The sequence below is a fragment of the Pseudomonas sp. MF09156 genome, from assembly GCF_059862305.1.
The window spans coordinates 303,078-328,883 of the sequence record NZ_JCBCUR010000004.1 but is presented as its reverse complement, the minus strand read 5'-3'; the positions used below and the strand labels follow the sequence as shown (position 1 = coordinate 328,883).

23 protein-coding genes are annotated in these 25,806 nt (G+C 62.2%); 6 read left to right on the top strand and 17 right to left on the bottom strand.

The window, feature by feature from the left end:
* Positions 1 to 98 precede the first annotated feature (98 nt).
* Complete coding sequence (locus AC19YY_RS12960; RefSeq protein ID WP_500604299.1) at positions 99 to 1,718, top strand: methyl-accepting chemotaxis protein; 1,620 nt, start codon at positions 99 to 101, stop codon at positions 1,716 to 1,718.
* A gap of 196 nt (positions 1,719 to 1,914) precedes the next feature.
* Here the strand turns inward: AC19YY_RS12960 and AC19YY_RS12955 are convergent, their stop codons facing one another.
* The 4 genes from AC19YY_RS12955 to AC19YY_RS12940 are packed head-to-tail and all read right to left on the bottom strand — an operon-like array spanning position 1,915 to position 4,987.
* Entirely contained in the window at positions 1,915 to 3,240 is a 1,326-nt protein-coding gene (locus AC19YY_RS12955; RefSeq protein ID WP_500604372.1) for a 4Fe-4S binding protein, read from the bottom strand.
* 32 nt (positions 3,241 to 3,272) lie between these two features.
* Positions 3,273 to 4,115 (bottom strand): FTR1 family iron permease, encoded by an 843-nt coding sequence (locus tag AC19YY_RS12950; RefSeq protein WP_169953216.1) that lies wholly within the window; start codon positions 4,113 to 4,115, stop codon positions 3,273 to 3,275.
* Positions 4,116 to 4,132: 17 nt separating this feature from the next.
* The gene (locus AC19YY_RS12945) at positions 4,133 to 4,456 is read right to left on the bottom strand and encodes a cupredoxin domain-containing protein (protein ID WP_169953218.1); all 324 of its coding nucleotides are present in this window, start codon (positions 4,454 to 4,456) and stop codon (positions 4,133 to 4,135) included.
* Positions 4,457 to 4,987, bottom strand: coding sequence for an iron transporter (locus AC19YY_RS12940; protein ID WP_169953220.1), 531 nt, complete (start codon positions 4,985 to 4,987; stop codon positions 4,457 to 4,459). It lies immediately after the preceding gene.
* A 176-nt stretch (positions 4,988 to 5,163) separates the two neighbouring features.
* On the opposite strand from AC19YY_RS12940, the gene AC19YY_RS12935 reads away from it, so the two are divergent.
* Positions 5,164 to 5,373, top strand: a complete 210-nt coding sequence (locus tag AC19YY_RS12935) for a DUF3079 domain-containing protein (RefSeq protein WP_170057243.1) — start codon at positions 5,164 to 5,166, stop codon at positions 5,371 to 5,373.
* Positions 5,374 to 5,616: 243 nt separating this feature from the next.
* Here AC19YY_RS12935 and AC19YY_RS12930 read toward each other — a convergent pair whose 3' ends face one another.
* Together AC19YY_RS12930 and AC19YY_RS12925 are read right to left on the bottom strand one after the other, a co-directional pair.
* A complete protein-coding gene (locus AC19YY_RS12930) occupies positions 5,617 to 6,501 on the bottom strand; it encodes an alpha/beta hydrolase (protein ID WP_169953225.1) in 885 nt (294 codons plus the stop codon).
* Positions 6,502 to 6,575: 74 nt separating this feature from the next.
* Complete coding sequence (locus tag AC19YY_RS12925; RefSeq protein ID WP_500604298.1) at positions 6,576 to 7,745, bottom strand: GGDEF domain-containing protein; 1,170 nt, start codon at positions 7,743 to 7,745, stop codon at positions 6,576 to 6,578.
* A gap of 186 nt (positions 7,746 to 7,931) precedes the next feature.
* On the opposite strand from AC19YY_RS12925, the gene AC19YY_RS12920 reads away from it, so the two are divergent.
* Entirely contained in the window at positions 7,932 to 8,528 is a 597-nt protein-coding gene (locus AC19YY_RS12920; protein ID WP_169953230.1) for an NUDIX hydrolase, read from the top strand.
* Between the two features lie 105 nt (positions 8,529 to 8,633).
* Positions 8,634 to 9,221 carry a LysE family translocator gene (locus AC19YY_RS12915; RefSeq protein WP_170041299.1) on the top strand — a complete coding sequence of 196 codons (588 nt, stop codon included), beginning with the start codon at positions 8,634 to 8,636 and terminating at the stop codon, positions 9,219 to 9,221.
* Position 9,222: 1 nt separating this feature from the next.
* Here AC19YY_RS12915 and AC19YY_RS12910 read toward each other — a convergent pair whose 3' ends face one another.
* The 11 genes from AC19YY_RS12910 to gloB form a co-directional block, all read right to left on the bottom strand.
* Positions 9,223 to 10,044 carry an AraC family transcriptional regulator gene (locus AC19YY_RS12910; protein WP_172311539.1) on the bottom strand — a complete coding sequence of 274 codons (822 nt, stop codon included), beginning with the start codon at positions 10,042 to 10,044 and terminating at the stop codon, positions 9,223 to 9,225.
* 176 nt (positions 10,045 to 10,220) lie between these two features.
* Positions 10,221 to 12,689, bottom strand: a complete 2,469-nt coding sequence (locus AC19YY_RS12905) for a TonB-dependent siderophore receptor (protein ID WP_500604297.1) — start codon at positions 12,687 to 12,689, stop codon at positions 10,221 to 10,223.
* A 133-nt stretch (positions 12,690 to 12,822) separates the two neighbouring features.
* A complete protein-coding gene (locus AC19YY_RS12900) occupies positions 12,823 to 13,791 on the bottom strand; it encodes a FecR domain-containing protein (RefSeq protein WP_500604296.1) in 969 nt (322 codons plus the stop codon).
* Positions 13,788 to 14,318: a sigma-70 family RNA polymerase sigma factor gene (locus AC19YY_RS12895; RefSeq protein WP_169953240.1), complete on the bottom strand. Its 531-nt coding sequence runs from the start codon at positions 14,316 to 14,318 to the stop codon at positions 13,788 to 13,790. Before AC19YY_RS12895 ends, AC19YY_RS12900 begins: the two co-directional genes overlap by 4 nt.
* 238 nt (positions 14,319 to 14,556) lie before the next feature.
* Complete coding sequence (locus tag AC19YY_RS12890) at positions 14,557 to 16,167, bottom strand: ABC transporter ATP-binding protein (RefSeq protein WP_500604295.1); 1,611 nt, start codon at positions 16,165 to 16,167, stop codon at positions 14,557 to 14,559.
* 1 nt (position 16,168) lies between these two features.
* A complete protein-coding gene (locus AC19YY_RS12885; RefSeq protein ID WP_029291368.1) occupies positions 16,169 to 17,188 on the bottom strand; it encodes an ABC transporter permease in 1,020 nt (339 codons plus the stop codon).
* Between the two features lies 1 nt (position 17,189).
* The gene (locus AC19YY_RS12880; protein ID WP_169953246.1) at positions 17,190 to 18,263 is read right to left on the bottom strand and encodes a microcin C ABC transporter permease YejB; all 1,074 of its coding nucleotides are present in this window, start codon (positions 18,261 to 18,263) and stop codon (positions 17,190 to 17,192) included.
* 1 nt (position 18,264) lies between these two features.
* Positions 18,265 to 20,103, bottom strand: a complete 1,839-nt coding sequence (locus AC19YY_RS12875) for an extracellular solute-binding protein (protein WP_172311531.1) — start codon at positions 20,101 to 20,103, stop codon at positions 18,265 to 18,267.
* Positions 20,100 to 21,929, bottom strand: a complete 1,830-nt coding sequence (locus tag AC19YY_RS12870; protein WP_500604294.1) for an extracellular solute-binding protein — start codon at positions 21,927 to 21,929, stop codon at positions 20,100 to 20,102. The genes AC19YY_RS12875 and AC19YY_RS12870 overlap by 4 nt, the downstream gene beginning before the upstream one ends.
* Positions 21,930 to 22,164: 235 nt before the next feature.
* On the bottom strand, positions 22,165 to 23,577 hold the full coding sequence (locus AC19YY_RS12865) for a lytic transglycosylase domain-containing protein (protein ID WP_169953252.1): 1,413 nt from the start codon (positions 23,575 to 23,577) through the stop codon (positions 22,165 to 22,167).
* A gap of 98 nt (positions 23,578 to 23,675) precedes the next feature.
* Positions 23,676 to 24,443, bottom strand: coding sequence for a hydroxyacylglutathione hydrolase (gene gloB, locus AC19YY_RS12860; protein ID WP_500604293.1), 768 nt, complete (start codon positions 24,441 to 24,443; stop codon positions 23,676 to 23,678).
* 65 nt (positions 24,444 to 24,508) lie between these two features.
* Here gloB and AC19YY_RS12855 point away from each other — a divergent pair, with 65 nt between their 5' ends.
* Together AC19YY_RS12855 and rnhA are read left to right on the top strand one after the other, a co-directional pair.
* Entirely contained in the window at positions 24,509 to 25,267 is a 759-nt protein-coding gene (locus AC19YY_RS12855; RefSeq protein ID WP_500604292.1) for a class I SAM-dependent methyltransferase, read from the top strand.
* Positions 25,268 to 25,352: 85 nt separating this feature from the next.
* Positions 25,353 to 25,805: a ribonuclease HI gene (rnhA, locus tag AC19YY_RS12850; protein WP_029291380.1), complete on the top strand. Its 453-nt coding sequence runs from the start codon at positions 25,353 to 25,355 to the stop codon at positions 25,803 to 25,805.
* Position 25,806 lies beyond the last annotated feature (1 nt).

Sequence of the window (25,806 nt, the reverse complement as noted above, 5' to 3'; positions counted from 1 at the left end):
CCCTTCGCGGAGCCCTTTCAAGCGTGGCGATTGAACTCCCACCGGATTATCAAAGATGCTGCCCCTCGTGGGCAGGTATTCATCAGGGAGCTTATGACATGACTCGATTAACCACCGCCCGCCGCATCGCGATCGGCTTTGCCATCGCACCCTTGGCCCTGGCTGGCATGGCGTTCTATGCCCTGCACGACCTGGGCACCCTTAAGGAGCAATCGGAACTGATCGTGCAGCAGGACTGGCCGAAAATCGCCCCGATCATGGTGATTGCCACCGGTGTGCGCGACAACGGCCGCAACACCCGTGACTTGCTGATCGACCAGGACAACCAGGCCGCGCAACAGGCCATTGCCTCCACCCGGCAACGCATCACCGATGCCTTCACCCAGTTGGAGCCATTGTTCAACACGCCGACGGGCCAGGCGGCCTATGCCGATCTGAAACAGCGCCGCGAAGCCTATGTCGACGCCTTTACCCAGGTGCAGGCGCTGATCCGCCAGGGCGCCCATGCCGAGGGTGTGGCGCAGCTCAAGCAGAACGTACAACCTGCCGAGCAGGCCGTCTTCAAGAGCCTGGAGGCGATGATGGCCCTGCAGGGGCAGATCTTTACCGAGCGCGAACACGCGGCGCAGACCCTGTACAGCGAGGCACGGCGCAACATGCTCGGGCTGTTCCTGCTGTGCGTGGCCCTGGTGGTGGCGGCAGCGGTGATTGTCACCCGCAGCGTGACCCGGCCCCTGGGCGGTGAGCCCGACGAGGCCGCCCGTGTGTTGAGCCAGATTGCCCAGGGCGACCTGACCACCCCGGTACCAACGGCGGGCAGCGCTGACGGCAGCGTGATGAAAAACATGCAGCAGATGCAGCACAACCTCAACGAAATGGTGCGCCAGATCGCCGCGTCAGTGGATCGTGTGGCCAGCTCTTCCGAGGAGTTGAGCGCGGTCAGCAGCCAGACCAGCAGCAGCTTGCAGTTGCAAGGCATGGAGATCGAACAGGCCGCCACGGCGGTCAACGAGATGACGGCGGCGGTCGATGAAGTGGCGCGCAATGCAGTGAGCACCAGTGAAGCCTCGCGCTTGTCGGCGCAGACCGCCCAGTTGGGGCGCGATCAGGTGCAGGAAACGGTCGCCTCGATCAACACCCTGGCCGACGGCGTCAGTGGCACCTCGGTGCGGATCCAGCAACTGGCCGGGCGGGTGCAGGACATCAGTGGCGTGCTGGAAGTAATCCGCAGCATTGCCGACCAGACCAACCTGCTGGCGCTCAACGCGGCCATCGAAGCGGCACGGGCCGGGGACGCCGGGCGCGGGTTTGCGGTGGTGGCCGATGAGGTGCGGGCCCTGGCCCATCGCACCCAGGCCTCGACCCAGGAGATCGAGCAGATGATCGGCAATATCCGCCAAGACACCGAACAGGCTGTGACCGCGATGCAGGGCAGCAGTGACCTGGTACGGGCCACCTTGGGCGTGGCACAGCGTTCGGGCGAAGCCCTGGAAGCGATTACCCAGTCGATCTCGCAGATCAACGAACGCAACCTGATGATCGCCAGCGCCACTGAAGAGCAGGCATTGGTGGCGCGGGAGGTGGATCGCAACCTGGTGGGCATTCGCAACCTGTCCGAGCAGGTGTTGCTGGGGGCCCGGCATACCGATACGGCGGGGCATGAATTGGCACAGATGGCCAGCGAGTTGCACCTGACGGTTGCCAGGTTCCGCGTTTAGCGCGGGGCCTCCCTAATGTCGTTCAGTTAAGCGCAGATCCCCTGTGGGAGCGGGCTTACTCGCGAAAGCAGTGGGTCAGTCAACATCAATGGTTGCTGGGCCGACGCCTTCGCGGCGATGCGGCGATCCGACAAGCCCGCTCCCACATTTGATCTTCGCTGCTTTGAGCATTGCGTTCGCTTAACTGAACGGCGTCCTACAGGCTCCAGCCCCAGAACTGTAGCCACCAGCCATACGCCACCAGCCCATTAGCCAGTAGCAGGCAAGCCGAGGCCGCGCAGCGTCGCGCCAAGGGTGTGTCGGCCAACTGTTGCCACGCCAGCCACACACACCAAGCGACAGCCCCGGCCAGCAATGCGCCGCGCGCCGGTTGCACCCATTCCAGTAACAACCCTTCATAACGCAACAACTTCACCGTGGTTGCCGACAGCCCGAGGAACAGCCCCGCACCGCCAAGGGGCGTCAAGGTCAGCGCCAGGGCCCAATACCGTGCACGGTCCCCACTCAAGCCTGCGGCCAGGCGCACCAGCCCCATCAATGCGCCGCCGATCAACAGGCTGCTGGCGCCCAGGTACACGACGATGCAAAAGCCATCCAGCCAACTGAAGCTGTCGTTGGCCTGGGGATAATGAGTCAACAACCACCAGGGCGCGCTGTCCTGCAACGGCCATAGCCAATCGTGTTCCACCAGCCACTGTGCGACGAACTGTTTGAACGTGATGAACCAAGGGCTGACGGTCCACTGGAAGGCGCCCATCGCCAGGCCGATCACTCCAAATAGCAACAAGCGCGTATCCCAGGGCTGCGCGGGTTTGCGCGGGGCCTGGAGGATTTCGCTGTTGCACGAGCGGGCAATCAACTGCACCGCGCCGCGTTGCCCGCTACAGCGCCCGCACGCGTGGCAATCGCTGGCGCCTTGCAGGCGGCGGATGTCCAGCAGCGGCGCGCAGTTGGGCAAGGGCAGGCGCGGGCCGTCGTTGGCTTTCCAGCGTTGCTCGTCGACCTGGAAGTGCACCGGCGCCAGGCGCGCGAGCAGGGCGAAAACACCGCTGACCGGGCACAGGTAGCGGCACCACACCCGTTTGCCGCGCACAAACAGCAGGCCCACCAGCACTGCGGCCACCGTTGAGCCGCCGAGGATCAGCAAGGCGGCCTGGGCGTAGTCGTACACACTGATCAGTTGGCCGTAGAGGGTGGTCAGGCAGAAACCCACGGTAGGCCAGCCGCCCCAGCGGATCCAGTTGGGGATACCCAGGCCGCGTCCATGGTGGCTGGCCCATTCGCTCAAGGAGCCTTCGGGGCAGAGCACGCCGCACCACACACGGCCAAACAGCACGATGGACAGCACCACGAACGGCCACCACACGCCCCAGAACAGGAACTGTGCCAGTAGGGTCAGGTTGTCCAGCAGACGCGCCTGGCTGCTGGGCAGCGCGAGCAACGCGGGCACGACCAGCAGTCCCGCGTAGAACAGCACCACCGCCCATTGCACGCCGCGAATCAACCGCCCATGGCGGCGCATGCCATCCCCCAGGCGTTGCAGCCAGGGGGTGTTCACAACGGCGCTCGTCGGGCGCGATACAGCCCTTGGCCGACCAGCAGCCAATAGCCAGCCAGCACCAGCAGGGTGACTGCGCTGGGCGTCGCGCGGTACCCGGCAAAGCCGGCGAGCACTGCGCCCAGGCCGTGGCTGTCACTGAGCAGGGCAGTGCTGTCCCACCAGGCTTCGCCCACCAGGGTGTAGACCCAATCGGGCATGTCCATGGCCAACAGCTGCCCGCCAATACGTTCCACGGCGGCCACCAGCAGGGCCGCCGCCAACAGCAGCAACAGCACCTCGCTGAGAGCAAAAAACCGCGACCAGGAGATCAGCCGCCGCGTGCTGCGCAGCAGCATCACCGTCAGCCCGGCCAACACCAGGCCGAGCACGCCGCCAACGGCGAACAGGCCCAGTGCCGGGCCGTGTAGCTGGGCACCGGCACCGTACAGGAACACCACGCTTTCGCTGCCTTCGCGGCTGACCGCCAACAACGCGAGCAACAACAACCCCAGGCCGCCCTGGCGCGCCGCGCGCTGGTCGGCGTCGCGCAGCAGGGTATGGCGCAGGTTTGGCCCGTGGCGGTGCATCCAGAACACCATCTGGACCATCAACAGGCTTGCCAGCAAGGTCATGCCGGCCTGGAACCATTCGCCGCTGGGGCCGCTCATGGCTTCGCCGGCCCACAGCATCAAGCCGGCCAACCCGGCGGAACACAGCAGGCCCAGCGCCACGCCGGCCCACAGGAAGCGCCCCAGGCGCGAGCCCTCGGGCTGTTGGCTGATCCAGGCCTGGAGAATGCCGATCACCAGCAACGCCTCGACGCTTTCGCGCCAGACGATAAACATCGATTGATTCATCAAATGCTCCCGGGCCGTTATTCGGCGAGGATGCTGCCCTCGGGCAGCTGTGAGTTGAATTCGTCGAAAAACGGATAGGCGCCGGGCTTGAGCGGGTGGATCACGACAAAGGTGGTCACCCCCGGCGACAGCACTTTTTCCACGCGCAGCGGCGTGCTCTCGAACTCGGCCGGGCCCTGGCCGATATTCTTCAGCACGATCTTGAAGCGCTGGCCGGCCGCCACCTTGAGTTGCGCCGGGTTGAAGTGGCCGTCTTGCAGGGTTAATTCATAGGTGGGCAAGGGCGCCGCCAGGGCCGTGCCACAGGCCAGCAGCGCGCACAAGGCGAGGGGATTGCGCATTCAGTAACCGCCTTTCTTGCCGATCCCCGCATAGACGAATTCGTAATGCACTTCGCAGCGCTCGAACCAAGGGGCTACGCCCGTTTCCTTGTCGGTATGCCGCCCCAGTGAGCCATGACCGCTGGGCGGCATCACCGTGAAGGTCAGTTGGTATTTGCCAGGGCCGAGCAGTTTGACGTTGTCGCCGTAATGCGGCCCGTCGTTAGCCACCATGGCGTGGAATTCACCGATGATCGGGCTGGCACCGCCTTGTTTCTGCAGGCGGAACGTTACGTTCAGGTAGGGTACGAAACTGCCTTCCTGGAAGCCCTGCTGGTTGTCGGCGGTGGCGCGGATGTCGGCCTCCAGGTGCACATCCGAATCGGCAGTGGCGCGCATCATGCCCGGTGGCGCCATTTCGATGGGTTGCAGATAGACCGCGCCGACTTCCAGGCCGGGACACATTTGTGGCTCGCCGATCGGGTATTCCTTGGCGACGGCCGCGCCAGTCGACAGCAGCAGGGCCAGTGACAGCGTGAAGGGGATGCGCATGGGTGTTTCCTGACAGGGCAAATGAGAAGCCGAGTCTAGAAAGCTTTGCTGTAAATAATAATGATTCCCGTCAAGTTTTCAGGTCTGTGGCCACAACCATTCTTGACGTTGGTCAAGGCTGTGGGCAGGCGCTGGCCGTAGGATCAAATCACCGCCCACCGCTGTGGAGCCTGCTCATGGCCAAGCCGTTCCCGCTCAACCCCAAACACCCCGAGCGTATCTGCTGGGGCTGCGACCGTTATTGCGCGACCACTGCGCTGGCCTGCGGCAACGGCGCCGACCGCACCATGCATCCGGCCGAGATGATCGGTGAGGACTGGTACCTGCATGGCGACTGGGGGATTGAGTTGCCGATTGCCACGGATAAGGTGCCGCAGGCCAACTGACCGCGAAGGGGGCAATGTGCGGCGCCGTTGCCGGGTACGCAGGTGGTGGCGGATAAAAAACGGTTAAATGCAAAAAGAGTTGTCCACGAAAACCGTGGGTATCTCTGTGGATAACCTTGCGTGGCCCCGGCAGCACTGGCGATTCTAGCTGCGGTCAATATTTGATCAGGATCATTTACAAGCCTTTTGGCGCGCGGCTTACGCTTGACACGCATCGTTGAAATCGGTGCCGGATTCGCACTTTTACAGCAAACCCTGCAGTGCCTGGCGATAGCTGCGCCCCCCCAGGCTCAGGCTGTTGTTGTGGCTGGCTCCCGGCACCAGCAGCAAATGCTTGGGCTCTTGGGCGGCATCAAATAATTGCTGGCTGAAACGCGGCGGTACGTAGCGGTCATCGAGGCCGTGTACCACCAGCAAGGGCATGTGGATATCGGCGATTTTGTCGATGGAATCAAACTTCTGCGACAGCAACCAGCGCACCGGCAGCGAGGTGTTGGCCACCGCCGCCGCAACATCGGCCAGGGAGGTAAAGGTGGATTCGATCACCAGCCCACGTACCGGTGGCGGCAGCTGTTGCGCGGCTGCCTGCTGACCCAGTTCGGCCGCGAGGTCGATGGCTACGGCGCCGCCCAGGGAGTGGCCGTAGATCAGGCGCTTGCCCGGGTCCGGTTGCAGCACCTGGAAGCGCTCCCAGGCAATCCGTGCATCCTGGTAAACGCTGGTTTCTGATGGCAGGTCGCCCCGGCTCTGGCCAAAGCCCCGGTAGTCGATGGCCAGCACGGAGTAGCCCTGGGCGTGCAGTTGCTCGATGCGAAACAACTGGCCGGTGAGGTTCCAGCGCACCCCGTGCAGGTAGAGGATCGCCGGCGCGTCTTTTTTCGCCGCCGGCCACCACCAGCCATGCAGGCTCTGCCCGGACTTGAAGCTGGCCGGCTTGAGTTCGAACTCCTGCACATCGCTGGGCAGGCCGCGATACCAACTGGCAGTACCGGGCTCGATACGAAACACCAGTTCCCGCTCCTTGTGTTGCAGCACATTGCACCCCACCGGCAGGCCCAGGATCAGCAGTGCCATGCACAGCAGGGGCAGCCAGCGCAGACGCAGGCGTGAGAGAAAACGTGAGGACATGGCGGTTCCAGGACAGGCGCAAAGCAGGATTTTTACCAGATGCCTTGCCAGTGAAGGGATTATTCAGACAGCCGTCAGGGAGCGATTGCTTGCAAAGTGTTGCAGGCGGTCTGCACGCGGTTGCGTCCCTGGTCCTTGGCGCGGTACAGCGCCTGGTCTGCCTGGGACAACAGCCGCGACAGATCGTGGCAGCCCGCAGTGGTGGTCACCACCCCGATACTCACACTGAGGAACCCCGGCGCCAGCAGGTCCAGTTCGGCAAACCGCTGGCGAATGCGTTCGGCGACCTGCACGGCGCCTTGCTCATCGGTATCGGCCAGCAGGCAGGCAAACTCTTCGCCGCCGATGCGCGCGAACAGATCGTGCTTGCGCAGGATCGACGAGGTCAGTTGGCTGAAGGCAATCAGCGCCTGGTCGCCCATGGGGTGCCCGAAACTGTCGTTGAGGCGCTTGAAATAGTCGAGGTCGCATAACAGCAAAGTCACCGGCTTGCCGTGTTGCTGGCTGTCGGCCAGAAGTTTTTCGCCATGCAGCATGAAGGCCCGGCGATTGCCGATACCGGTCAGTACGTCGGTGAAGGCAGCGGCCTTGAAGTTGAGCTCGGCGCGCTCCTTGACCATCGCCAGGGTGACGTAGGCGATGCCGATCGCATACAGCATCGATTCGAACAACATGAACGAGAAGAACGGCACGCCTTCGCCCACCAGCGTGTTTTCATTCTTGATCGGCATGCCGGGGTCGATCACTGCGCGCACGCAGTAAAACGTCGTGTGAAACAGCATCAGCCCCACAGCCGGCAGATAGGCTACTTCCAGGTGTCGGCGATGGCGCCACAACTCCAGCGCCGACAGCACGCCATAGCTGGCGGCTACCAGGGAGTACAGGGTCACCCGGCTGGACATCGAGCCATAAAACGGCGGCACCAGGCACATCACCAGCCACAGCGCCGGGCCTGCGAGGATGCCCGGCAGATAGGGCTTGCCATGGACGAACAGGCGCATGGCGGTCCAGTTCATGGCGGCGCTGAGCAACAGCACCACATTGCCCAGGACCAGCGCGACAAAATCCACGCCCACGCCGCGCACCACGATCAAGGCGGTGCCGAGGGACGCCAGCATCAGCATCACCCCCAAATAGCCCAGGGTGGGCTCGCGCACACGGTGCCAGGCGTGGACAGTGAGCAGGCCCATCAGGCAAAAAACGAAGACCGCGACCATCAAGAGCGTCGGTATGTGCAGCATCATGTCCTTGACCCCGCAAGATGCACTGTCGAGATAACCCCCGGCAGACACACGCCAAAGCGGTCATCCGGTGCAGAAAGGGCGCAATTGTAGCCGGATAACGCGGATCAATGCTGGCCTAAGGACAGCTTGACGTTGAGCGCACGTCCCCGACATGCTGCGCCCCCCCTGCGACCAAAAGGACTTCCCATGGACAACAGCCCCGTACGCATCACCGGCGAAGAGCTGCTCTCGGACAACTGGTACCTGCTGAAAAAGTACAGCTTCGACCTGCGCCGCCGCGACGGCAGTTGGCAAGCCCAGACCCGCGAGGTGTACGACCGCGGCAATGGCGCGACCATCCTCCTGTACAACACCTTGCAGCGCACGGTGTTGCTGATTCGCCAGTTCCGCATGCCGACCTTCGTCAATGGCCACGACGGCTACCTGATCGAAACCGCCGCGGGCCTGCTGGACAACGCCAGCCCTGAAGAGCGTATCCGCCTGGAAGCCGAGGAAGAGACCGGCTACCGCATCGGCCATGTCGAGAAAATCTACTCGGCATTCATGAGCCCCGGTTCGGTGACCGAGCGCATTCATTTCTTTATCGGTGAGTACCAACCCGGCGACCGTGTGGGCGAGGGCGGCGGGCTTGAAGAGGAGGGCGAGGATATCGACGTGCTGGAGCTGGGGTTTGACGAGGCCATCGCCATGGTAACGCGCGGTGAGATTGTCGATGGCAAGACCATCATGCTCCTGCAATACCTGGAGCTGCGGCTGCTCAAGGCGACCCTGACGCTTGCGTAGACGCCGGCTTGCCGGCGCCTGCAGGGGCATTTTCTTCAATACGCACTGGCTACAGGAACGTAGCGTACAGGCCTTGTCCCCCTGTCATTACAAAAAGGAAGTGCAATGAGTGTGCTCATGTCCATGGCCGCCTTCGCCCTGGCGACCTCTATCACCCCCGGCCCCGTCAATATCGTCGCCCTTGGCTCGGGTGCGCGCTTTGGTTTTGTCGCCAGCCAGAAGCACGTGGCCGGCGCGGCGCTGGGGTTCACGGTGTTGTTAGTATTGATCGGCCTGGGCCTGCACGAACTGCTGGTGCGTTGGCCGATCTTGACCCAGGGCATCCAGTGGGGTGGGGTGGTATTCCTGCTGTACATGGCCTACAAGCTGGCGATTGATGACGGCCGGCTGGATGCCCAAGAGGCCGGCGTTGCGCCGTCGATGTTGTATGGCGCGGTCATGCAATGGCTCAACCCCAAGGCCTGGCTGGCGTGCGTGGCGGGCATGGGGCTGTTTGCGGCCGATGGCGAGGCCACGCGGGTCTGGCAACTGGCGGCGGTGTACCTGGTGATTTGCTACCTGTCGGTGGCGTGCTGGTCATATGTGGGCACGTTCTTGCGTCGTTACCTGAGCAATGCCCAGGGCATGCGCCTGTTCAACCGGGCCATGGCACTGTTGCTGGTGCTCAGTGTGGCGTACCTGTTGCTGGGCTGAGTCAGCCGCGATATTGCCCAGGCGTGGCGGCCAGGTGTTGCTTGAACGTGCGCTGGAAGTGCGCCTGGTCGGCAAAGCCTGCGGCCAGTGCCACATCGGCAATCAACTGGCCGTTGCGCAGTTGGTTGCGGGCAAACTGGATCCGCTGGTTGACCAGGAATGCATGGGGTGTCATCCCGTAAGACTGCTTGAACGCACGGATCAGGTACGACGGCGACAGCTGCGCGGCCTGGCAGATCTCGTCGAGTTTCAGCGCCTCGGTGCAATGTTCGCGGATGTACTCGGCGGCGCGTTCGAGCTTGTGATTGATCTCCCGTAGCCGCGTCGCAGCGGGGTTCAGGCGCAGCTGTACCTCCGTGAAAAAACTCACCACGGCACTGTGTTTGTGCAGCTGTTCGGCGTGCTCGTCGGTCAGCACGGCGTACAGCTCAAGCAGGCCGGCAAACAGCAGCGGGTCATCGGTATGGGTGGTGCTGAAGCGGCGAAAGTCCAAGTCGCAGGCAAACCCCAACTGGTGTTGCAGGTCGGTCAGCCAGGGTGTGTCGATATAAAGCATGTGATACGACCAGGGCTGGTCGTCGATGGGATTGCAGGCGTGCACGTCGCCGGGGTTCATCAGCACCACGGTGCCGGTGTGGATTTGGAACGTGTCCGGGCCATGGATATACAGGCTCTGCCCGGCGGTGATCGCACCAATCGAGAAATGATCGTGGGCATGCCGGGTGTAGCAGACCTTGCGCCCGTCATCGATAGTGCGCGCCTCGATAAACGGCAGGCTGGCATCACGCCAGAAGCGCGGGGCGGCCAGGTCGGGCAGCGACATGATGCAATCTCCGAAGATCTTGTAGGAGCCCGATGATTGCACATAAATACAGCGCCGACCTTATGTAGGATCCGGTTTGCCTGCGATGGCGGTGGTTCAGTCGGGGGATTTGGCGACTGCTCTACCGCCATCGCGGGCAAGCCAGCTCCTACATTTTTAGGGGGCGTATCCAGGGCTTAGAAGTCCCAGCGCGTCGCCAGTTGCAGGCTGCGCGGCTCGCCGTAGAAGCCGGTACCGAAGTTGCCCAGGCCGGTGTAGTACTTTTTATCCAGGGCATTTTTCACGTTCAAGGTGGCACTCAGGTGCTCGTTGAAGCGATAGCGCGCCATCAGGTCTACCAGGTAGTAGCTGTCCTGGGTGATGCGTGTGTATTGGCCGAAGTTGACCGTGTCATTCGGGTTGGGCTGGAACACATTGCCGAAGAATTCGCTCTGCCAGTTGACCCCGGCACCGAGGGTTACCTTGTCCAGCGCGCCAGGCAGGCGGTAGGTGTTGAACAGGCGCACCACTTGTTGCGGCGTGGTGGTTTGCAGCACCGAGCTGTAGACGTAATCGTCGTTGGCATCGCGGGTGTGCTGGTAGGTGTAGCCGGCCGAGACATTCCAGCCGTCCAGCACTTCGCCGGCCAGTTCCACTTCAAAGCCCTTGGTGGTGGCACCGGCAATCGGGCGATAGATCGAGTCGCTTTCAAATCCCGAGACGTATTGCGCGACATTGTCCTGTTCGATGCGGAACGCGGCGAAGCTGGCATTCAGGCGGCCATCGAAAAAGGCCGCCTTGAGCCCGGCTTCGTAGGTGTCGCCTTCGATTGCGTCGAGCAACTTGCGATCGGCGTCCTTGCTGTTCTGTGGCCGGTAGATCTTGGTGTAGCTGCTGTACACCGACCAGATATCGTTGAGGTCGTAGACCACCCCGGCGTAGGGCGTCACCACCCCGGTTTGCTTGTAGCTGCTGCGGGCGTCGGCGGTCGTTGCAGCGTAGAAGTCGGTGGTGTCGGTGTTGCTGAAATTGCTGACGCGGGTACCCAGGATCACCGACAGTTCATCGGTAGGTTTGAGGCGGGTCGCCAGGTAGGCGCCGGTCTGGCGTTGCACAATATCGTTCTGGCCGCTGCGCGGGATGTCCGGCTTGGCGTATTCGCCACGCCAGTCATAGATGCTGCCGCCCACTGGCGGGTAGATCGAGCCGTAGACCGGCACATCCTGTTTTGAACGGGTCGCCATAAAGCCCATGATCAACTCATGCTCGCGGCCAAACAGGCTGAACGGGCCGTTGAGGTTGACGTCGAGGGTGTTCTGCACCTGGTCGCCCTTGTACTTGCCCATGAACATGTACATGCCTTCGCCGGTAACCTGGTCCGGGTTGCCACCGCTGGCGGAGGCGAGCAGGGTGTCGTGCTGGCTGCGCTTGCGGTCCAGGCTGACTTTGAGCGACCAGTCGTTGGCCAGCTTTTGCTGGACCGAGGCGAAGATCGTCTGGTTCTGGAAGTCGCGGCGGCTCCAGTCGGCAGCCGGGTTGAACGAGCGCGAGAAATTCGTGCGATTGCCATTGCTGAAATACATCGGGAACCCGGTCCAGCTGGCGCCACGGGAGCGGGTGTCCTGCTGGTCGATGCCGAAGGTCAGCAGGGTGTCGGGGGTCAGATCGGCTTCGAGGATGCCGTAGGCAATGTCCTTGGTGTGCTGGTAGTGGTCCAGGTACGACGAGCGATCCTGGTAAACCCCGACAAAGCGCCCGCGCACATTGCCCGACTCGGTCAGCGGCCCGGAGATATCGCCTTCGGTGCGGTAGTTGTCCCAGGAACCCACAGTGCCGGTGACCGAGGCCTTGAAGTCCTTGGTGGGCTTTTTGCGGATCAGGTTGACCGTGGCCGAAGGGTCGCCCGAGCCGCTCATCAGGCCCGATGAGCCCTTGATGATTTCCAGGTGGTCGTACACCGCCATGTCGGTACTGGTGGTGCCGTAGTCATACACACCGTCATAGGTGGAGTTGACGCCGTCGTACTGGAAGTTGGTGATCGGCAGGCCGCGGCTGGAGAACTCCCAGCGCTCGCTGTCGTAGTTCTGCACGCTGACGCCAGGGGCGCGGCGCAGGGTGTCGGCGATGTTGTTGGAACCCTGGTCATCCATCTGCTGGCGGGTGATCACGGTGACCGACTGCGGTGTCTCGCGGATCGACAGCGGCAGGCCGGTGGCCGAGGCCATCGAGCCGGTGGTGTAGGAGTGGCTGTCTTCGGTGGTGGCACCCAGGGCCACGCCGGAGATGGTGGTGGCGCCCAGCTCCAGTTCGCCGGTATTGAGCGGCGCCAGTTCCAGCACATAGCCATTGTCGCCCTGGGGCTGGGCCTGCAAACCGCTGCCTTGCAATAACCGCTGCAACCCGGCGGCCGGGGTGTAGCTGCCACTGAGTCCAGGGCTGGTCTTCCCGGCTGCCAGGCTGTTGTGGCCGGCGATAAACACCCCGGACTGCTCGGCAAAGCGATTCAGCACGCTGACCAGCGACCCAGCGCCGATGTTGTAGCTGCGCGTGGTTTGCTGGGTAGACGGCGTTTCCACCGCCTGCACATTGAGCGGGCCCAGGCAGAGCAGGGTCGCGGTGATGGCCAGCGCCAGGGGGCGCAGCGTGAAAGCAGCGGGTTGCGGCATGGAAGGTTCCCTACGGATTCGGCGAATGTGAAAGCGTCTGCTGGGTTAACCGAACGAACGTCGAAAAGGGGAACTGCGGGAGTGAAAAAATGTTGCCCCGATCAATCTTTTGTAGGAAGCGGCAAGCCAGCTCCTACAGGGCGGTGTGTCTGGGGCCTACGTTGACCCACCACGGCAGCACTCTGTCTACCTGGATCGGCAACGCCGCCTCCAGCAGCCGCAACGCATGCTCGCTGTCCTTGAGCGGGAAGGAGCCCATCACTGGCAGGTGGGCCACGGCCGGATCACAACCCAGGTGGCCGGGCCGGTAGCGGTTCAGTTCGCCAATCAATTGGCCCAGGGGCAGGTTGTCGGCCAGCAGCACACCCCGGCTCCATGCCTCGCGGGTGGCGGATGCCGCGACCGTACTGCGGATCGTGCGCCGATCGAACACCGCCTGTTGCCCGGTCTCGATAATGCGCACCTGCTGGCTATCGGAGGTGCGCACTTCTACCCGGCCGTCGAAGACATTCAGGTGGGTGCCGTCCTCGCCTTGCAACACACTGAAGCGGGTGCCCAGGGCACGCAGGCGGCCGTGCTCGGTGTCGACCAGGAACGGGCGCTGGAGGTCCTTGGCGGTGTCGATCAGCACTTCGCCAAAACGCAGTTGCAGCAGGCGCTGCCGGGCGTCGAACCGCACGTCCATGGCGCTCAGGGCGTTGAGCCAGATATGGGTACCGTCGGTGAGCACGGCATCGCGGATCTCGCCGCTGGCCGTGGCGTAGTCGGCGCTCCAGCCGCCGACCACCCGGGGCAGGGCGGTGCTGCGCCAGGTGCCCCAGGTCAATGCTGAACCTGCGCCCAGCACCAGTAGCGTCTTGAGGGTTTGCCGCCGGCTGCTGCGCAGCGCGCGGCCAGCGCCGATGGGTTCGTCGGTCAGGGGCACGAAGCGTTGGCTGACGCGCTCGACGTAACGCCAGGCGGCCTGGTGCTCGGGGTTCTGCCCCAGCCATATTTGCCAATGCTGCTGCGCCTGGCTGTCGCCTTGCGGGTCTTGCAGGCGCACATACCATTGGGCTGCCTGCTGCAGGCTGGCGTGACTGAGTTTTGCGCTGGAGTTCATTCCACCAGCAACCCGTCGAGTTCGGCTTCCAGCACCGCGCAGTGCAACAGCGCCTGGGCCATGTATTTTTTAACCATGCGCTCACAGACCCCCAGTTGCACGGCGATTTGCTTGTAGGTCAGGCCATGCAGTTGCGCCAGCAGGAAGGCGTCGCTGACCTTGCGCGGCAGGCGCGCGAGCATGGCGTCTACTTCGTACAGGGTTTCGACGATGATCGCCCGCTGTTCCGGCGATGGCTGCACCGCTTGCGGGCGTTCGGCGAGGCTTTGCAGCCAGGCCTGTTCCAGTTGACGGCGGCGCCAATGGTCGATGCACAGGCCTCGGGCGATGGTTGCCAGGTAGGAGCGCTCACGCACGGCGTCGGCCTGGTCGGGCGGGCGCTTGAGGACGCGGATAAAGGTGTCTTGCGCCAGGTCGGCGGCATCCCAGCGATTGCTCAGGCGCCGGCGCAACAGGCCGAGCAGCCAGGAGTGGTGGCTGCCGTAGAGCTGACTGAATGGCGTGGGGGAAGTCGACACAATATCCAACCGGCGCTGATGCCATGACGTGAATAGGAATTGGTCGCGATTAAAGCAAAGGCCTGCGGCCAGCGCAAATGATATTGGTTTGCTTTTGCGAAAGAGATTGCCTGCAGATCTGCACAGATCAAATGTGGGAGCTGGCTTGCCTGCGAGAGCGGTGGCACAGGCGACATCACTGTCGGCTGACCCACCGCTCTCGCAGGCAAGCCAGCTCTCACAAGGAGTCTGCGGCATAAATTCAAGATCAGATACGCGAAGTCGGCACCAGGAACGCGGCCTCCAGCAGCTGCCGGGTATAGGCATGCTGCGGATCGGCGAAGATCGTCTTGGCATCCCCCTGTTCCACCACCTGGCCCTGCTTGACCACCATCAACTGATGGCTCAGGGCTTTGACCACCGCCAGGTCGTGGCTGATGAACAGGTAGGTCAGGTTGTACTTGGCTTGCAGGTTGCGCAGCAGTTCCACCACCTGGCGCTGTACCGTGCGGTCCAGGGCCGAGGTCGGTTCGTCCAGCAGGATCAGGCGCGGCTTGAGTACCAGGGCGCGGGCGATGGCGATGCGTTGGCGTTGGCCGCCGGAGAATTCGTGGGGGTAACGGTGGCGGGTCTGCGGGTCCAGCCCCACTTCCTTGAGCGCCGCGATAATCGCCGCTTCCTGTTCGCCAGCGGTGCCGATCTTATGGATGCGCAAGCCTTCGCCGACGATCTCGCTGACGCACATGCGTGGGCTCAGGCTGCCAAACGGGTCCTGGAACACCACCTGCATTTCCCGGCGCAATGGCCGTACCTGTTGTTGGGTCAGTTGGTCCAGTTGCTGGCCTTCAAAACGGATCCCGCCCTTGCTGCCGATCAGCCGCAGGATCGCCAGGCCGAGGGTGGATTTGCCCGAGCCGCTTTCACCGACAATGCCCAGGGTCTGGCCCTGGGGCAGGATGAAGTGGATACCGTCCACGGCCTTGACGTAGTCGACGGTGTTGCGCAAAAAGCCTTTCTTGATCGGGAACCAGACCTTGAGGTCGTCGACTTCCAGCAGCGGCGGGCCAATCGCATTGGTCGCCGGCCCGCCGCTGGGCTCGGCGGCCAGCAGTTCCTGGGTGTAAGGGTGCTGCGGGGAGCGGAACAGCGCCTCACAGGACGCCTGCTCGACAATGCAACCGCGCTGCATCACACACACGCGGTGGGCAATGCGCCGCACCAGGTTCAAGTCATGGCTGATCAGCAGCAGCGCCATGCCCAGGCGCGCCTGCAACTCTTTGAGCAGTTCGAGGATCTTCAACTGCACGGTCACGTCCAGGGCGGTGGTCGGCTCGTCGGCGATCAGCAGTTCCGGCTCGTTGGCCAGGGCCATGGCGATCATCACCCGCTGGCGCTGGCCGCCAGACAACTCATGGGGCAGGGCCTTGAGGCGCTTGTGCGGTTCGGGGATGCCCACCAGGTCGAGCAGCTCCAGGGTGCGCAGGGTTGCGGCCTTGCCGGTCAGGCCCTTGTGCAGGCCCAGTACTTCGTTGATCTGCTTTTCGATGGAGTGCAGCGGGTTCAGCGAGGTCATCGGCTCCTGGAAGATCATCGCAATGCGGTTGCCGCGAATCTGGCGCAAGGGCTTTTCTTTCAGGGTCAGCAGATCCTGCCCGGCATACTCGATGGTGCCGGATGGATGCCGCGCCAGGGGGTAGGGCAACAGGCGCAGGATCGAGTGGGCGGTCACCGATTTGCCGGAACCGCTTTCGCCGACCAGGGCCAGGGTTTCACCACGGCGAATATCGAAGCTGATGTTTTCCACCACGCGCTGATGCTGCTCGCCGGTGACGAACTCGACGCTGAGGTCGCGGACTTCGATCAGATTGTCCTGATTCATCTCATTTCCTCGGGTCGAAGGCATCGCGAGCGGACTCGCCGATAAACACCAGCAAACTCAGCATGATCGCCAGCACCGCAAAGGCGCTGATGCCCAGCCATGGCGCCTGCAGGTTGGATTTGCCCTGGGCCACCAACTCGCCCAGGGACGGCGAGCCGGCGGGCAGGCCGAAGCCCAGGAAGTCCAGGGCAGTCAGGGTGCCAATCGCGCCGGTGAGGATGAAAGGCATGAAGGTCATGGTCGAGACCATGGCGTTGGGCAGGATATGGCGGAACATGATCGCGCCGTTCTGCATGCCCAGGGCCCGGGCCGCGCGCACGTATTCCAGGTTGCGCCCGCGCAGGAACTCGGCGCGCACCACGTCCACCAGGCTCATCCAGGAAAACAGCAGCATGATCCCCAGCAACCACCAGAAGTTCGGCTGCACGAAGCTGGCAAGGATGATCAGCAGGTACAGCACCGGCAGCCCCGACCAGATTTCCAGGAAGCGCTGGCCGGCCAGGTCGACCCAGCCGCCATAGAACCCCTGCAAGGCCCCGGCCGCCACGCCGATGATCGAACTCAATACCGTGAGGGTCAGGGCGAACAGCACCGAGACCCGAAAGCCATAGATCACCCGTGCGAGCACGTCGCGGCCCTGGTCGTCGGTGCCCAGCAGGTTGTCGGCCGACGGCGGGGCCGGGGCCGGGACTTTCAGGTCGTAATTGATGCTCTGGTAGCTGTAGGGGATCGGCGCCCAGAGCGTCCAGGCATCCTTGGCCTTGAGCAGTTCGCGGATGTACGGGCTTTTGTAGTTGGCTTCCAGGGGGAATTCGCCGCCGAAGGTGGTTTCTGGGTAGCGCTTGAGCGCCGGGAAGTACCAGTCGCCGTCGTAATGCACGGCCAGCGGCTTGTCGTTGGCGATCAACTCGGCCCCCAGGCTCAGGCCAAACAGGATCAGGAACAGCCACAGCGACCACCAGCCGCGTTTGTTGGCCTTGAAGCGTTCGAAGCGGCGGCGATTGAGGGGGGATAGATTCATCTCAATGCTCCCGGCTTTCGAAGTCGATGCGTGGGTCGACCAGGGTGTAGGTCAAATCGCCAATCAGTTTCACCACCAGGCCTAGCAGGGTGAAGATAAACAGGGTGCCGAACACCACCGGGTAATCGCGATTGATCGCCGCTTCAAAACTCATCAGGCCCAGGCCGTCGAGGGAGAAAATCACCTCCACCAGCAGCGAGCCGGTAAAGAAGATGCCGATAAAGGCCGAAGGGAACCCGGCGATCACCAGCAGCATGGCGTTGCGGAACACGTGGCCGTAGAGCACGCGGTGATTGGTCAGGCCCTTGGCCTTGGCGGTGATTACGTACTGTTTGTTGATTTCGTCGAGAAAGCTGTTCTTGGTCAGCAGGGTCATGGTGGCGAAGTTACCGATCACCAGAGCCGTGACCGGTAGCGCCAGGTGCCAGAAGTAGTCGAGGATCTTGGCGCCCCAGCTCAGCTCCTCGAAGTTGTTGGACGTCAGCCCGCGTAGCGGAAACCAGTCGAAATAGCTGCCACCGGCAAACACCACGATCAACAGGATGGCAAACAGGAACGCCGGGATCGCATAGCCGACGATGATTGCCGAACTGGTCCATACGTCAAAATGGCTGCCATGACGGGTGGCCTTGGCGATCCCCAGGGGGATCGACACCAGGTACATGATCAGGGTGCTCCACAGCCCGAGGGAGATGGACACCGGCATCTTCTCCTTGATCAGGTCGATGACCTTGGCATCGCGAAAGAAGCTGTCGCCAAAATCCAGCTGGGCGTAGTTCTTGACCATGATCCACAAGCGTTCCGGCGCCGACTTGTCGAAGCCGTACATCTTTTCGATTTCCTTGATCAGCGTCGGGTCCAGGCCCTGGGCCCCCCGGTAGCTGGAGCCGGCCACCGACACTTCGGCACCGCCACCGGCGATGCGGCTGGTGGCGCCTTCAAAGCCTTCGAGCTTGGCGATCATTTGCTCCACCGGGCCGCCGGGCGCGGCCTGGATGATGACAAAGTTGATCAGCAAAATGCCGAACAGCGTCGGGATGATCAGCAGCAACCTGCGAAAAATATAAGCCAGCATGTCAGTCGCCTCCGCTCGCCGGGTCGGCGCTGGTGTCGGTGGGTGGCGTTGTGGCCGGCGGTGTGTCGGGTTTGATCCACCAGGTGTTGATGCCTACGTCGTAGCGCGGCGGGACCTTGGGGTGGCCGAGGTGATTCCAATAGGCCACACGGTAGGTTTTGATATGCCAGTTGGGGATCACGTAGTAGCCAAACTGCAGTACCCGATCCAGAGCCTTGGCGTGGGCCACCAGGCTGTTGCGTGAGTCGGCGTTGATCAACTGTTCCACCAATTCGTCGATGGCCGGGTCCTTGAGGCCGATGTAGTTGCGGCTACCGGGGTTGTCGGCACTGCCCGATTGCCAGAATTCACGCTGCTCGTTACCCGGTGACGAGGACTGTGGGAAGCTGCCGACCATCATGTCGAAATCCCGCGAGCGCACGCGGTTGACGTACTGCGAGACATCGACCCGGCGGATCACCAGCTCGATGCCCAGGTCTGCCAGGTTACGCTTGAAGGGCAGCAGGACGCGCTCGAAGTCGGTCTGGAACAGCATGAACTCGATGCTCACCGGCTTGCCGGTGGTGTCGACCATCTTGTCGTCAACGATGCGCCAGCCGGCTTCCTGCAACAGTTGGTAGGCTTCGCGCTGCTGGGTGCGGATCATGCCGCTGGCATCGGTTTTCGGTGGAGCGAAGGCCTGGGTGAAGGCTTGCGGCGGGACTCTGCCGCGCAGCGGTTCGAGAATCGCCAGCTCGGCCGGGCCCGGCAGGCCGGTGGCGGCCATGTCCGAGTTTTCAAAATAGCTGCGGGTGCGGGTGTAGGCGCCGTTGAACAGTTGCTTGTTGGTCCATTCAAAGTCCATCAACAGGCTGATGGCCTTGCGCACCCGCACGTCCTGGAACATTGGCTTGCGGATATTGAACACAAAACCCTGCATCCCGGTGGGATTGCCGTTGGGCAGTTCTTCCTTGATCAGCCGGCCCTCGGCCACGGCCGGGACGTTGTAGGCATTGGCCCAGTTTTTGGCCGTCATTTCCTGCCAGTAATCGAACTGCCCAGCCTTGAGCGCCTCCAGGGCCACGGTGTTATCGCGGTAGTAATCGCTGATGCGGTAATCGAAGTTGTACAGGCCCTTGTTGATCGGCAGGTCCTTGCCCCAGTAGTCCTTGACCCGCTCGTAGCGGATCGAGCGCCCCGGCTTGACCTCGGCCACTTTGTACGGCCCGCTGCCCAGCGGGACCTCCAGGCTGCTCTTGGCAAAATCACGGCCGGCCCACCAGTGCTTGGGCAGCACCGGCAACTGGCCAAGGATCAACGGCAGCTCACGGTTGCTGGTGTGCTTGAACTTGAACAACACCCGCAGCGGGTCTTCGGCCACCACTTCGGCGACGTCGGCGTAGTAGGTGCGGTAGATCGGCGTGCCTTGCTTGATCAGGGTTTCAAAGGTGAACACCACATCTTCGGCACGTACTGGATGGCCATCGTGGAAGCGCGCTTCGGGCCGCAGGTAAAAACGCACCCAGCTGTTATCCGGAGCTTTTTCGATCTTGCCGGCGATCAGGCCATATTCGGTGATGGGTTCGTCCAGGCCCTGCTGGGCCAGGGTGTCGTAGACCAGGGTGATGTTATCGGCCGGCACGCCCTTGCTGATAAACGGGTTGAGGCTGTCGAAGCTGCCCATGGCCGACTCACGGAAGGTGCCGCCCTTGGGTGCGTCCGGGTTGACGTAGTCGACGTGCTTGAAGTTGGCCGGGTACTTGGGCGGCTCGTCATACAGGGTCAAGGCATGTTGAGGGGCAGCAACAGCCTGGGTGCACAGCAGCAGGCCACTGATAATCGCAGTACGCAAAGCCATCATTGGGGTTTCTCCGATGCTTTCAGCCACCACGCGCTCAGGCCCAGGCTGTAGGGCGGCGTGGTCACGAAGGCGAACCGGTTACGGTACGCCAGGCGATGATAGTTGAGATACCAATTGGGAATACTGTAGTGCTGCCACAATAGGACCCGATCCAGGGCCCGGCCGGCGGCGACTTGCTGGTCGCGGGTTTGGGCGGCGAGCAACTGCTCGAGCAGGTGATCGACCACCGGGTTGGCGATGCCCGCGTAGTTCTTGCTGCCCTTGATCCCGGCCTGGCTGGAGTGGAAGTACTGCCACTGCTCAAGGCCGGGGCTGAGGGTCTGGTTGAGGGTCATCAGGATCATGTCGAAGTCGAACTGGTCGAGGCGCTGCTTGTACTGCGCACGGTCCACGGTGCGCAAGCGCGCATCGACGCCAATACTGCGCAGGTTTTCCACATACGGTTGCAGGATGCGCTCCAGGTTCGGGTTGACCAGCAGGATTTCAAACCGCAGCGGCTGCCCATCGCTGTTGAGCAGGCGTTGCCCGGAAAGTTTCCAGCCACCTTCGGCCAGTAGGCCGAGGGCCCGGCGCAAGGTTTCCCGGGGGATGCCGCGCCCCTCGGTCTGCGGCAGGCTGAACGCCTGGGTAAACAGATTGGCCGGCAGTTGCTCGCGGTAGGGCGAGAGCATCAGCCATTCATGGCCTACCGGCAGGCCGCTGGCGGAGAATTCGCTGTTGGGGTAGTAGCTCAGGGTGCGTTTATAGGCGCCGCTGAACAGGGTGCGGTTGGTCCACTCGAAATCGAACATCAGCCCCAGCGCTTCGCGCACCTTGGCCTGGCTGAAAGTGGCGCGCCGGCTGTTCATGAACAGGCCCTGGCTCTGGGTCGGGATCTGGTGGGCAATCTGCGCCTTGATCACTTCACCGCGATTGACTGCCGGGAAGTTGTAGCCATTGGCCCAGTTCTTGGCCTGGTGTTCGATGTAAATGTCGAACTCGCCGGCTTTGAATGCTTCGAAGGCCACGTCGCTGTCGCGGTAGAACTCGACTTCGACCTTGTCGTAGTTGTAGAAACCGCGATTGACCGGCAGGTCCTTGCCCCAATAGTCCTTGACCCGTTCGAACACCAATTGCCGGCCCGGTTGGACCTGGCTGATCCGGTAGGGCCCGCTGCCTAGCGGCGGTTCGAAGGTGGTGGCCTTGAAGTCGCGGTTTTTCCAGTAATGCTGGGGCAGCACCGGCAACTCGCCCAGGCGCAGGATCAGCAACGGGTTGCCGGCGCGCTTGAACACGAAGCGAATGCGGTGGGGGTTGAGTACATCCACCCGGGCCACTTCCTGCAGGTTGGTGCGGTATTGCGGATGGCCTTCGGTCAGCAACGTGCGGTAGGAAAACGCCACGTCTTCGGCGGTAATGGGCTTGCCGTCATGGAAACGCGCTTGCGGGCGCAGGTTGAACACCACCCAACTGCGGTCTTCGCTGTATTCCACCGATCGGGCAATCAGGCCGTAGCTGGACGTGGGCTCGTCGCCGGACGGCGCGTACTGGCCTGTGCCAACCATCAGCGGCTCGTTGAGCTCATTGACCCCGTATTGCAGGAAATTGGCGGTGGAGACCGGGCTTGAGCCCTTGAAAGTATAGGGATTGAGGGTGTCAAACGTGCCAAAGGCCATGACCCGCAAGGTGCCGCCCTTGGGCGCTGCGGGGTTTACCCAATCGAAGTGGGTGAATTTGGCCGGGTACTTGAGCGTACCGAACTGCGCATAACCGTGGTTTTCGGTAATGGTCGCATTCGCGCAAAAGCTCAAGGCCAGACTTATTAGTAGAAGGAGGGGACGCTTCAAGTCAGAGATCCGATCCGGGCGGCTTGGGCTTTATAATCGGTACAGTAACAGCTTGTTCCACTTGGAAAAAGACTGTTGAAAAGGCCATTTTCAGGCGCGGCGGGATCTTGAGCGGTGCATAGATCAAATGTGGGAGCTGGCTTGCCTGCGATGCACGCACTGCGGTGAATCAGTTACACCGCGTCGATGCAATTGCAGGCCAGCCAGCTCCCACACAAGCCTGCTTGCGCTTGGTTTATCTTGGTCCGGAGACCACCAGCATCTGCCCCGGCTTCAACGCCTGGCCAGTGCGAGGGTTCCAACGCTTGAGATGTTGCATCTCGACGTTGAAGCGCTTGGCAACCATGTACAGCGAGTCACCTTTCTTGACCTTGTACTGCACCGGCTTCTTGCCGCCAGCCTTGGCCACCAGCTTGCGGGTGTCCTGCATCACCAGGGTCTGGCCGACTTTCAAGGCCTGGCCATTGAGCTTGTTCCAACGCTGCAGGTCATGCACGTCGACCTTGTTGGCCTTGGCAATCAGCGTCAGGTTGTCGCCGCTCTTGACCTTGTAGCTGCGCGAACGGCCGGCCACGGCCTTGTGCTCGACTTCGTCAAACACTGGCTTTTTCGGGCGCAGGCTCAACAATTCCTCGGGGTTCATCGAGGACAGGCTACTGGCCAGCAATTGCGCCTTGGAAGTGGGCACCAGCAAATGCTGGGGGCCATCCAGGGTGGTGCGTTGCTTGAAGGCCGGGTTGAGCTGGAACAGTTCGTCTTCGTCGATCTCGGCCAGCGCGGCGACCCGGGACAGGTCCATGCTTTGCTTGACTTCAACCATCTCGAAGTACGGCGTGTTGGCAATCGGGTTCAGGTTGACGCCGTAGGCCTCAGGGGCCAGCACCACTTGGGACAGCGCCAGGAACTTGGGCACGTAGTCCTTGGTTTCCTGGGGCAGCGGCAGGTTCCAGTAGTCGGTGGGCAGGCCGAGTTTCTCGTTGCGCTCGATGGCCCGGCTGACCGTGCCTTCACCGGCGTTATAGGCCGCCAGGGCCAGCAGCCAGTCGCCATTGAACATGTCATGCAGACGCGTCAGATAGTCCAGGGCGGCGGTGGTGGAGGCGGTGATATCGCGGCGGCCATCATAGGCGCGGGTCTGGCGCAGGTTGAAGTAGCGCCCGGTGGAGGGGATGAACTGCCACAGGCCGACCGCATCGCTGCGCGAATAGGCCATTGGGTTGTAGGCACTTTCAATCACTGGCAGCAGCGCCAGCTCCAGGGGCATGTTGCGTTCTTCAAGGCGTTCGACGATGTAGTGAATATAGAGGCTGCCGCGTTCGCCGGCGTTCTCCAGGAACGATGGGTTGCTGGCGAACCACAGGCGCTGTTGCTCGATACGCGGGTTGACGCCGACACCGTCCTGCAATTGAAACCCCTGGCGCATGCGCTCCCAGACATCCTGGGGCACCTGCGGGCTTGGCTTCTCTGAGAGCCACAGGGGTTTTTGCTTGATCTTGGCAGTAAAAACGGGTTTGGGTTGCACGGTGGATTGTGCAGCGAAATGAGTGGTTTGGCAGCCCGCCAGAGTTGCGGAAACGGCCACCGCAATGGCTTGAGCCAGGCGGGTCAATGCGTCTGAATGGTTGGATTTACGAATAGATGACGACATTGGCTGGAAGTTAGTTCCGGGCAAAAATGTCGGGCGATTCTAGAAAGCGCTTTGGTTCCGGTCAACCATTCAGAAATTTCGTATCAGAACCTGTCTGCTTAGAACGTATCTTTCCAAGCCCGCAAGCTAGCAAACACCTCGCTCCCAGGGCGGTTGTCGCGGCCATTCCGCTCGTCCGCTTTTTGTTTAACGGATGTTTCCGCGGTACGTAAAAAAGGGTTAGTCAATTTTTCCAGGGCCAGGGTCGACGGTAAGGTCATCTTGCCGGCTGCCCGCAGTTCGCCGACTTTTGCTACACGTTCGGCGATATCTGCGTTATCCGGTTCCACGGCCTGGGCAAAGCGCAGGTTACTTTGTGTGTATTCGTGGGTGCAGTACACCAGCGTATCAACTGGCAGGGCGGCCAGGCGTTCCAGGGAGTTGTACATCTGTTCTGGCGTGCCCTCGAACAAACGCCCGCAGCCGGCGGCGAAGAGGGTGTCGCCGCAGAACAGCAAGCCGTGATGATAAAAGGCTATATGTCCCAAGGTATGTCCGGGCACGGCGAACGCATCGAGGTCCCAGCCCAGCACCTGGATACGGTCGTTATCGTTGAGCGCGACGTCACGGGCCGGGATCTTTTCGTTGGCCGGGCCATACACCGTGGCGCCCGAGACTTGCTTGAGCTGCTCCACACCGCCGACATGGTCGTGGTGATGGTGGGTCACCAGGATGTCACTGAGGGTCCAGTCTGGATACTGTTTGAGCCACGCCACCACTGGCGCGGCGTCACCGGGATCGACCACCGCGCAGCGATGGCTGCCATGGTCTTGTAACAACCAGATGTAGTTATCGGTGAAGGCGGGCAGGGCACTGATCTGTATCATTCTTCTATTCGCCAAGCTGAACACATTGGTGCATCTTAGAACGTCTTGGCGAGTTGGAGAATGCAATGACTGATAAAGCGTTCGCCCAGGCCGATCCCGAGTGGCTGGCCTTGATCAGCGCAGCCCGTGAGTGGCTGTCCGGGCCGATCGGGCAATTTCTGCTGGAACAAGAGCGTCTTATGCTCGAAGAAGAGCTGGAGCGCTTCTTTGGCGGCTACCTGGTGCACTACGGCCCTTCGGCCCAGAATCCGCCGCCTGCGCCCCAGGTGCAGCGCAATGTACGCCTGGGCGCGCCGTTGCCGGGGGTGGAGATTGTCTGCGAGGAACAGGCCTGGCCCTTGAGCGAGCATGCCGCCGATGTAGTGGTGATGCAGCATGGCCTGGATTTTTGCCTGTCGCCCCATGGCTTGCTGCGTGAAGCGGCGAGCGCCGTGCGCCCGGGCGGCCATTTGTTGATCGTTGGTATCAACCCCTGGAGTTCATGGGGCCTGCGGCACCTCTTCGCCCATGATGCGCTGCGCCAGGCCCGCTGCATCTCGCCCTCGCGGGTCAGTGACTGGTTGAACCTGCTGGGCTTCGCGCTGGAGAAACGCCGCTTCGGGTGCTATCGTCCGCCGCTTGCCTCGCCCAAGTGGCAGGGCCGTTTGGCTGGCTGGGAGCGCCGGGCTGGGGCCTGGCAGTTGTCCGGCGGCGGTTTCTACCTGCTGGTGGCCCGCAAGATCGTGGTCGGGCTGCGGCCGGTGAGCCAGGTACGGCGCGAGCCCATGGGCAAGTTGGTGCCGATGCCCCTGGCCAAGGTCAACCGTCGCTCCAGCGAGCCATAAATCACTTTTCTGGAATTCAGGTCGCAGTGTTCGACCTCGGGAGCTGCCGGTCGATTACCGGCAACCCGCTTTGATGGATAGCGTAATGACCGATAGCGTAGAACTCTTTACCGACGGCGCCTGCAAGGGCAATCCTGGTCCTGGCGGCTGGGGCGCCTTGCTGGTGTGCAAGGGCGTGGAGAAGGAGTTGTGGGGCGGCGAAGCCAACACCACCAATAACCGCATGGAACTGATGGGCGCCATTCGCGGCCTGGAAGAGCTCAAGCGCCGTTGCGATGTATTGCTGGTGACGGACTCGCAATACGTGATGAAAGGCATCAACGAGTGGATGGTCAACTGGAAAAAGCGCGGCTGGAAAACTGCAGCCAAAGAGCCGGTAAAAAACGCCGACCTGTGGCAGTTGCTGGATGAGCAGTGCAACCGTCACAACATCACCTGGAAGTGGGTACGCGGACATATCGGTCACCCAGGCAACGAGCGGGCCGACCAGTTGGCCAATCGCGGCGTGGATGAAGTGCGCGGTTACAAGCAGAGCTGAC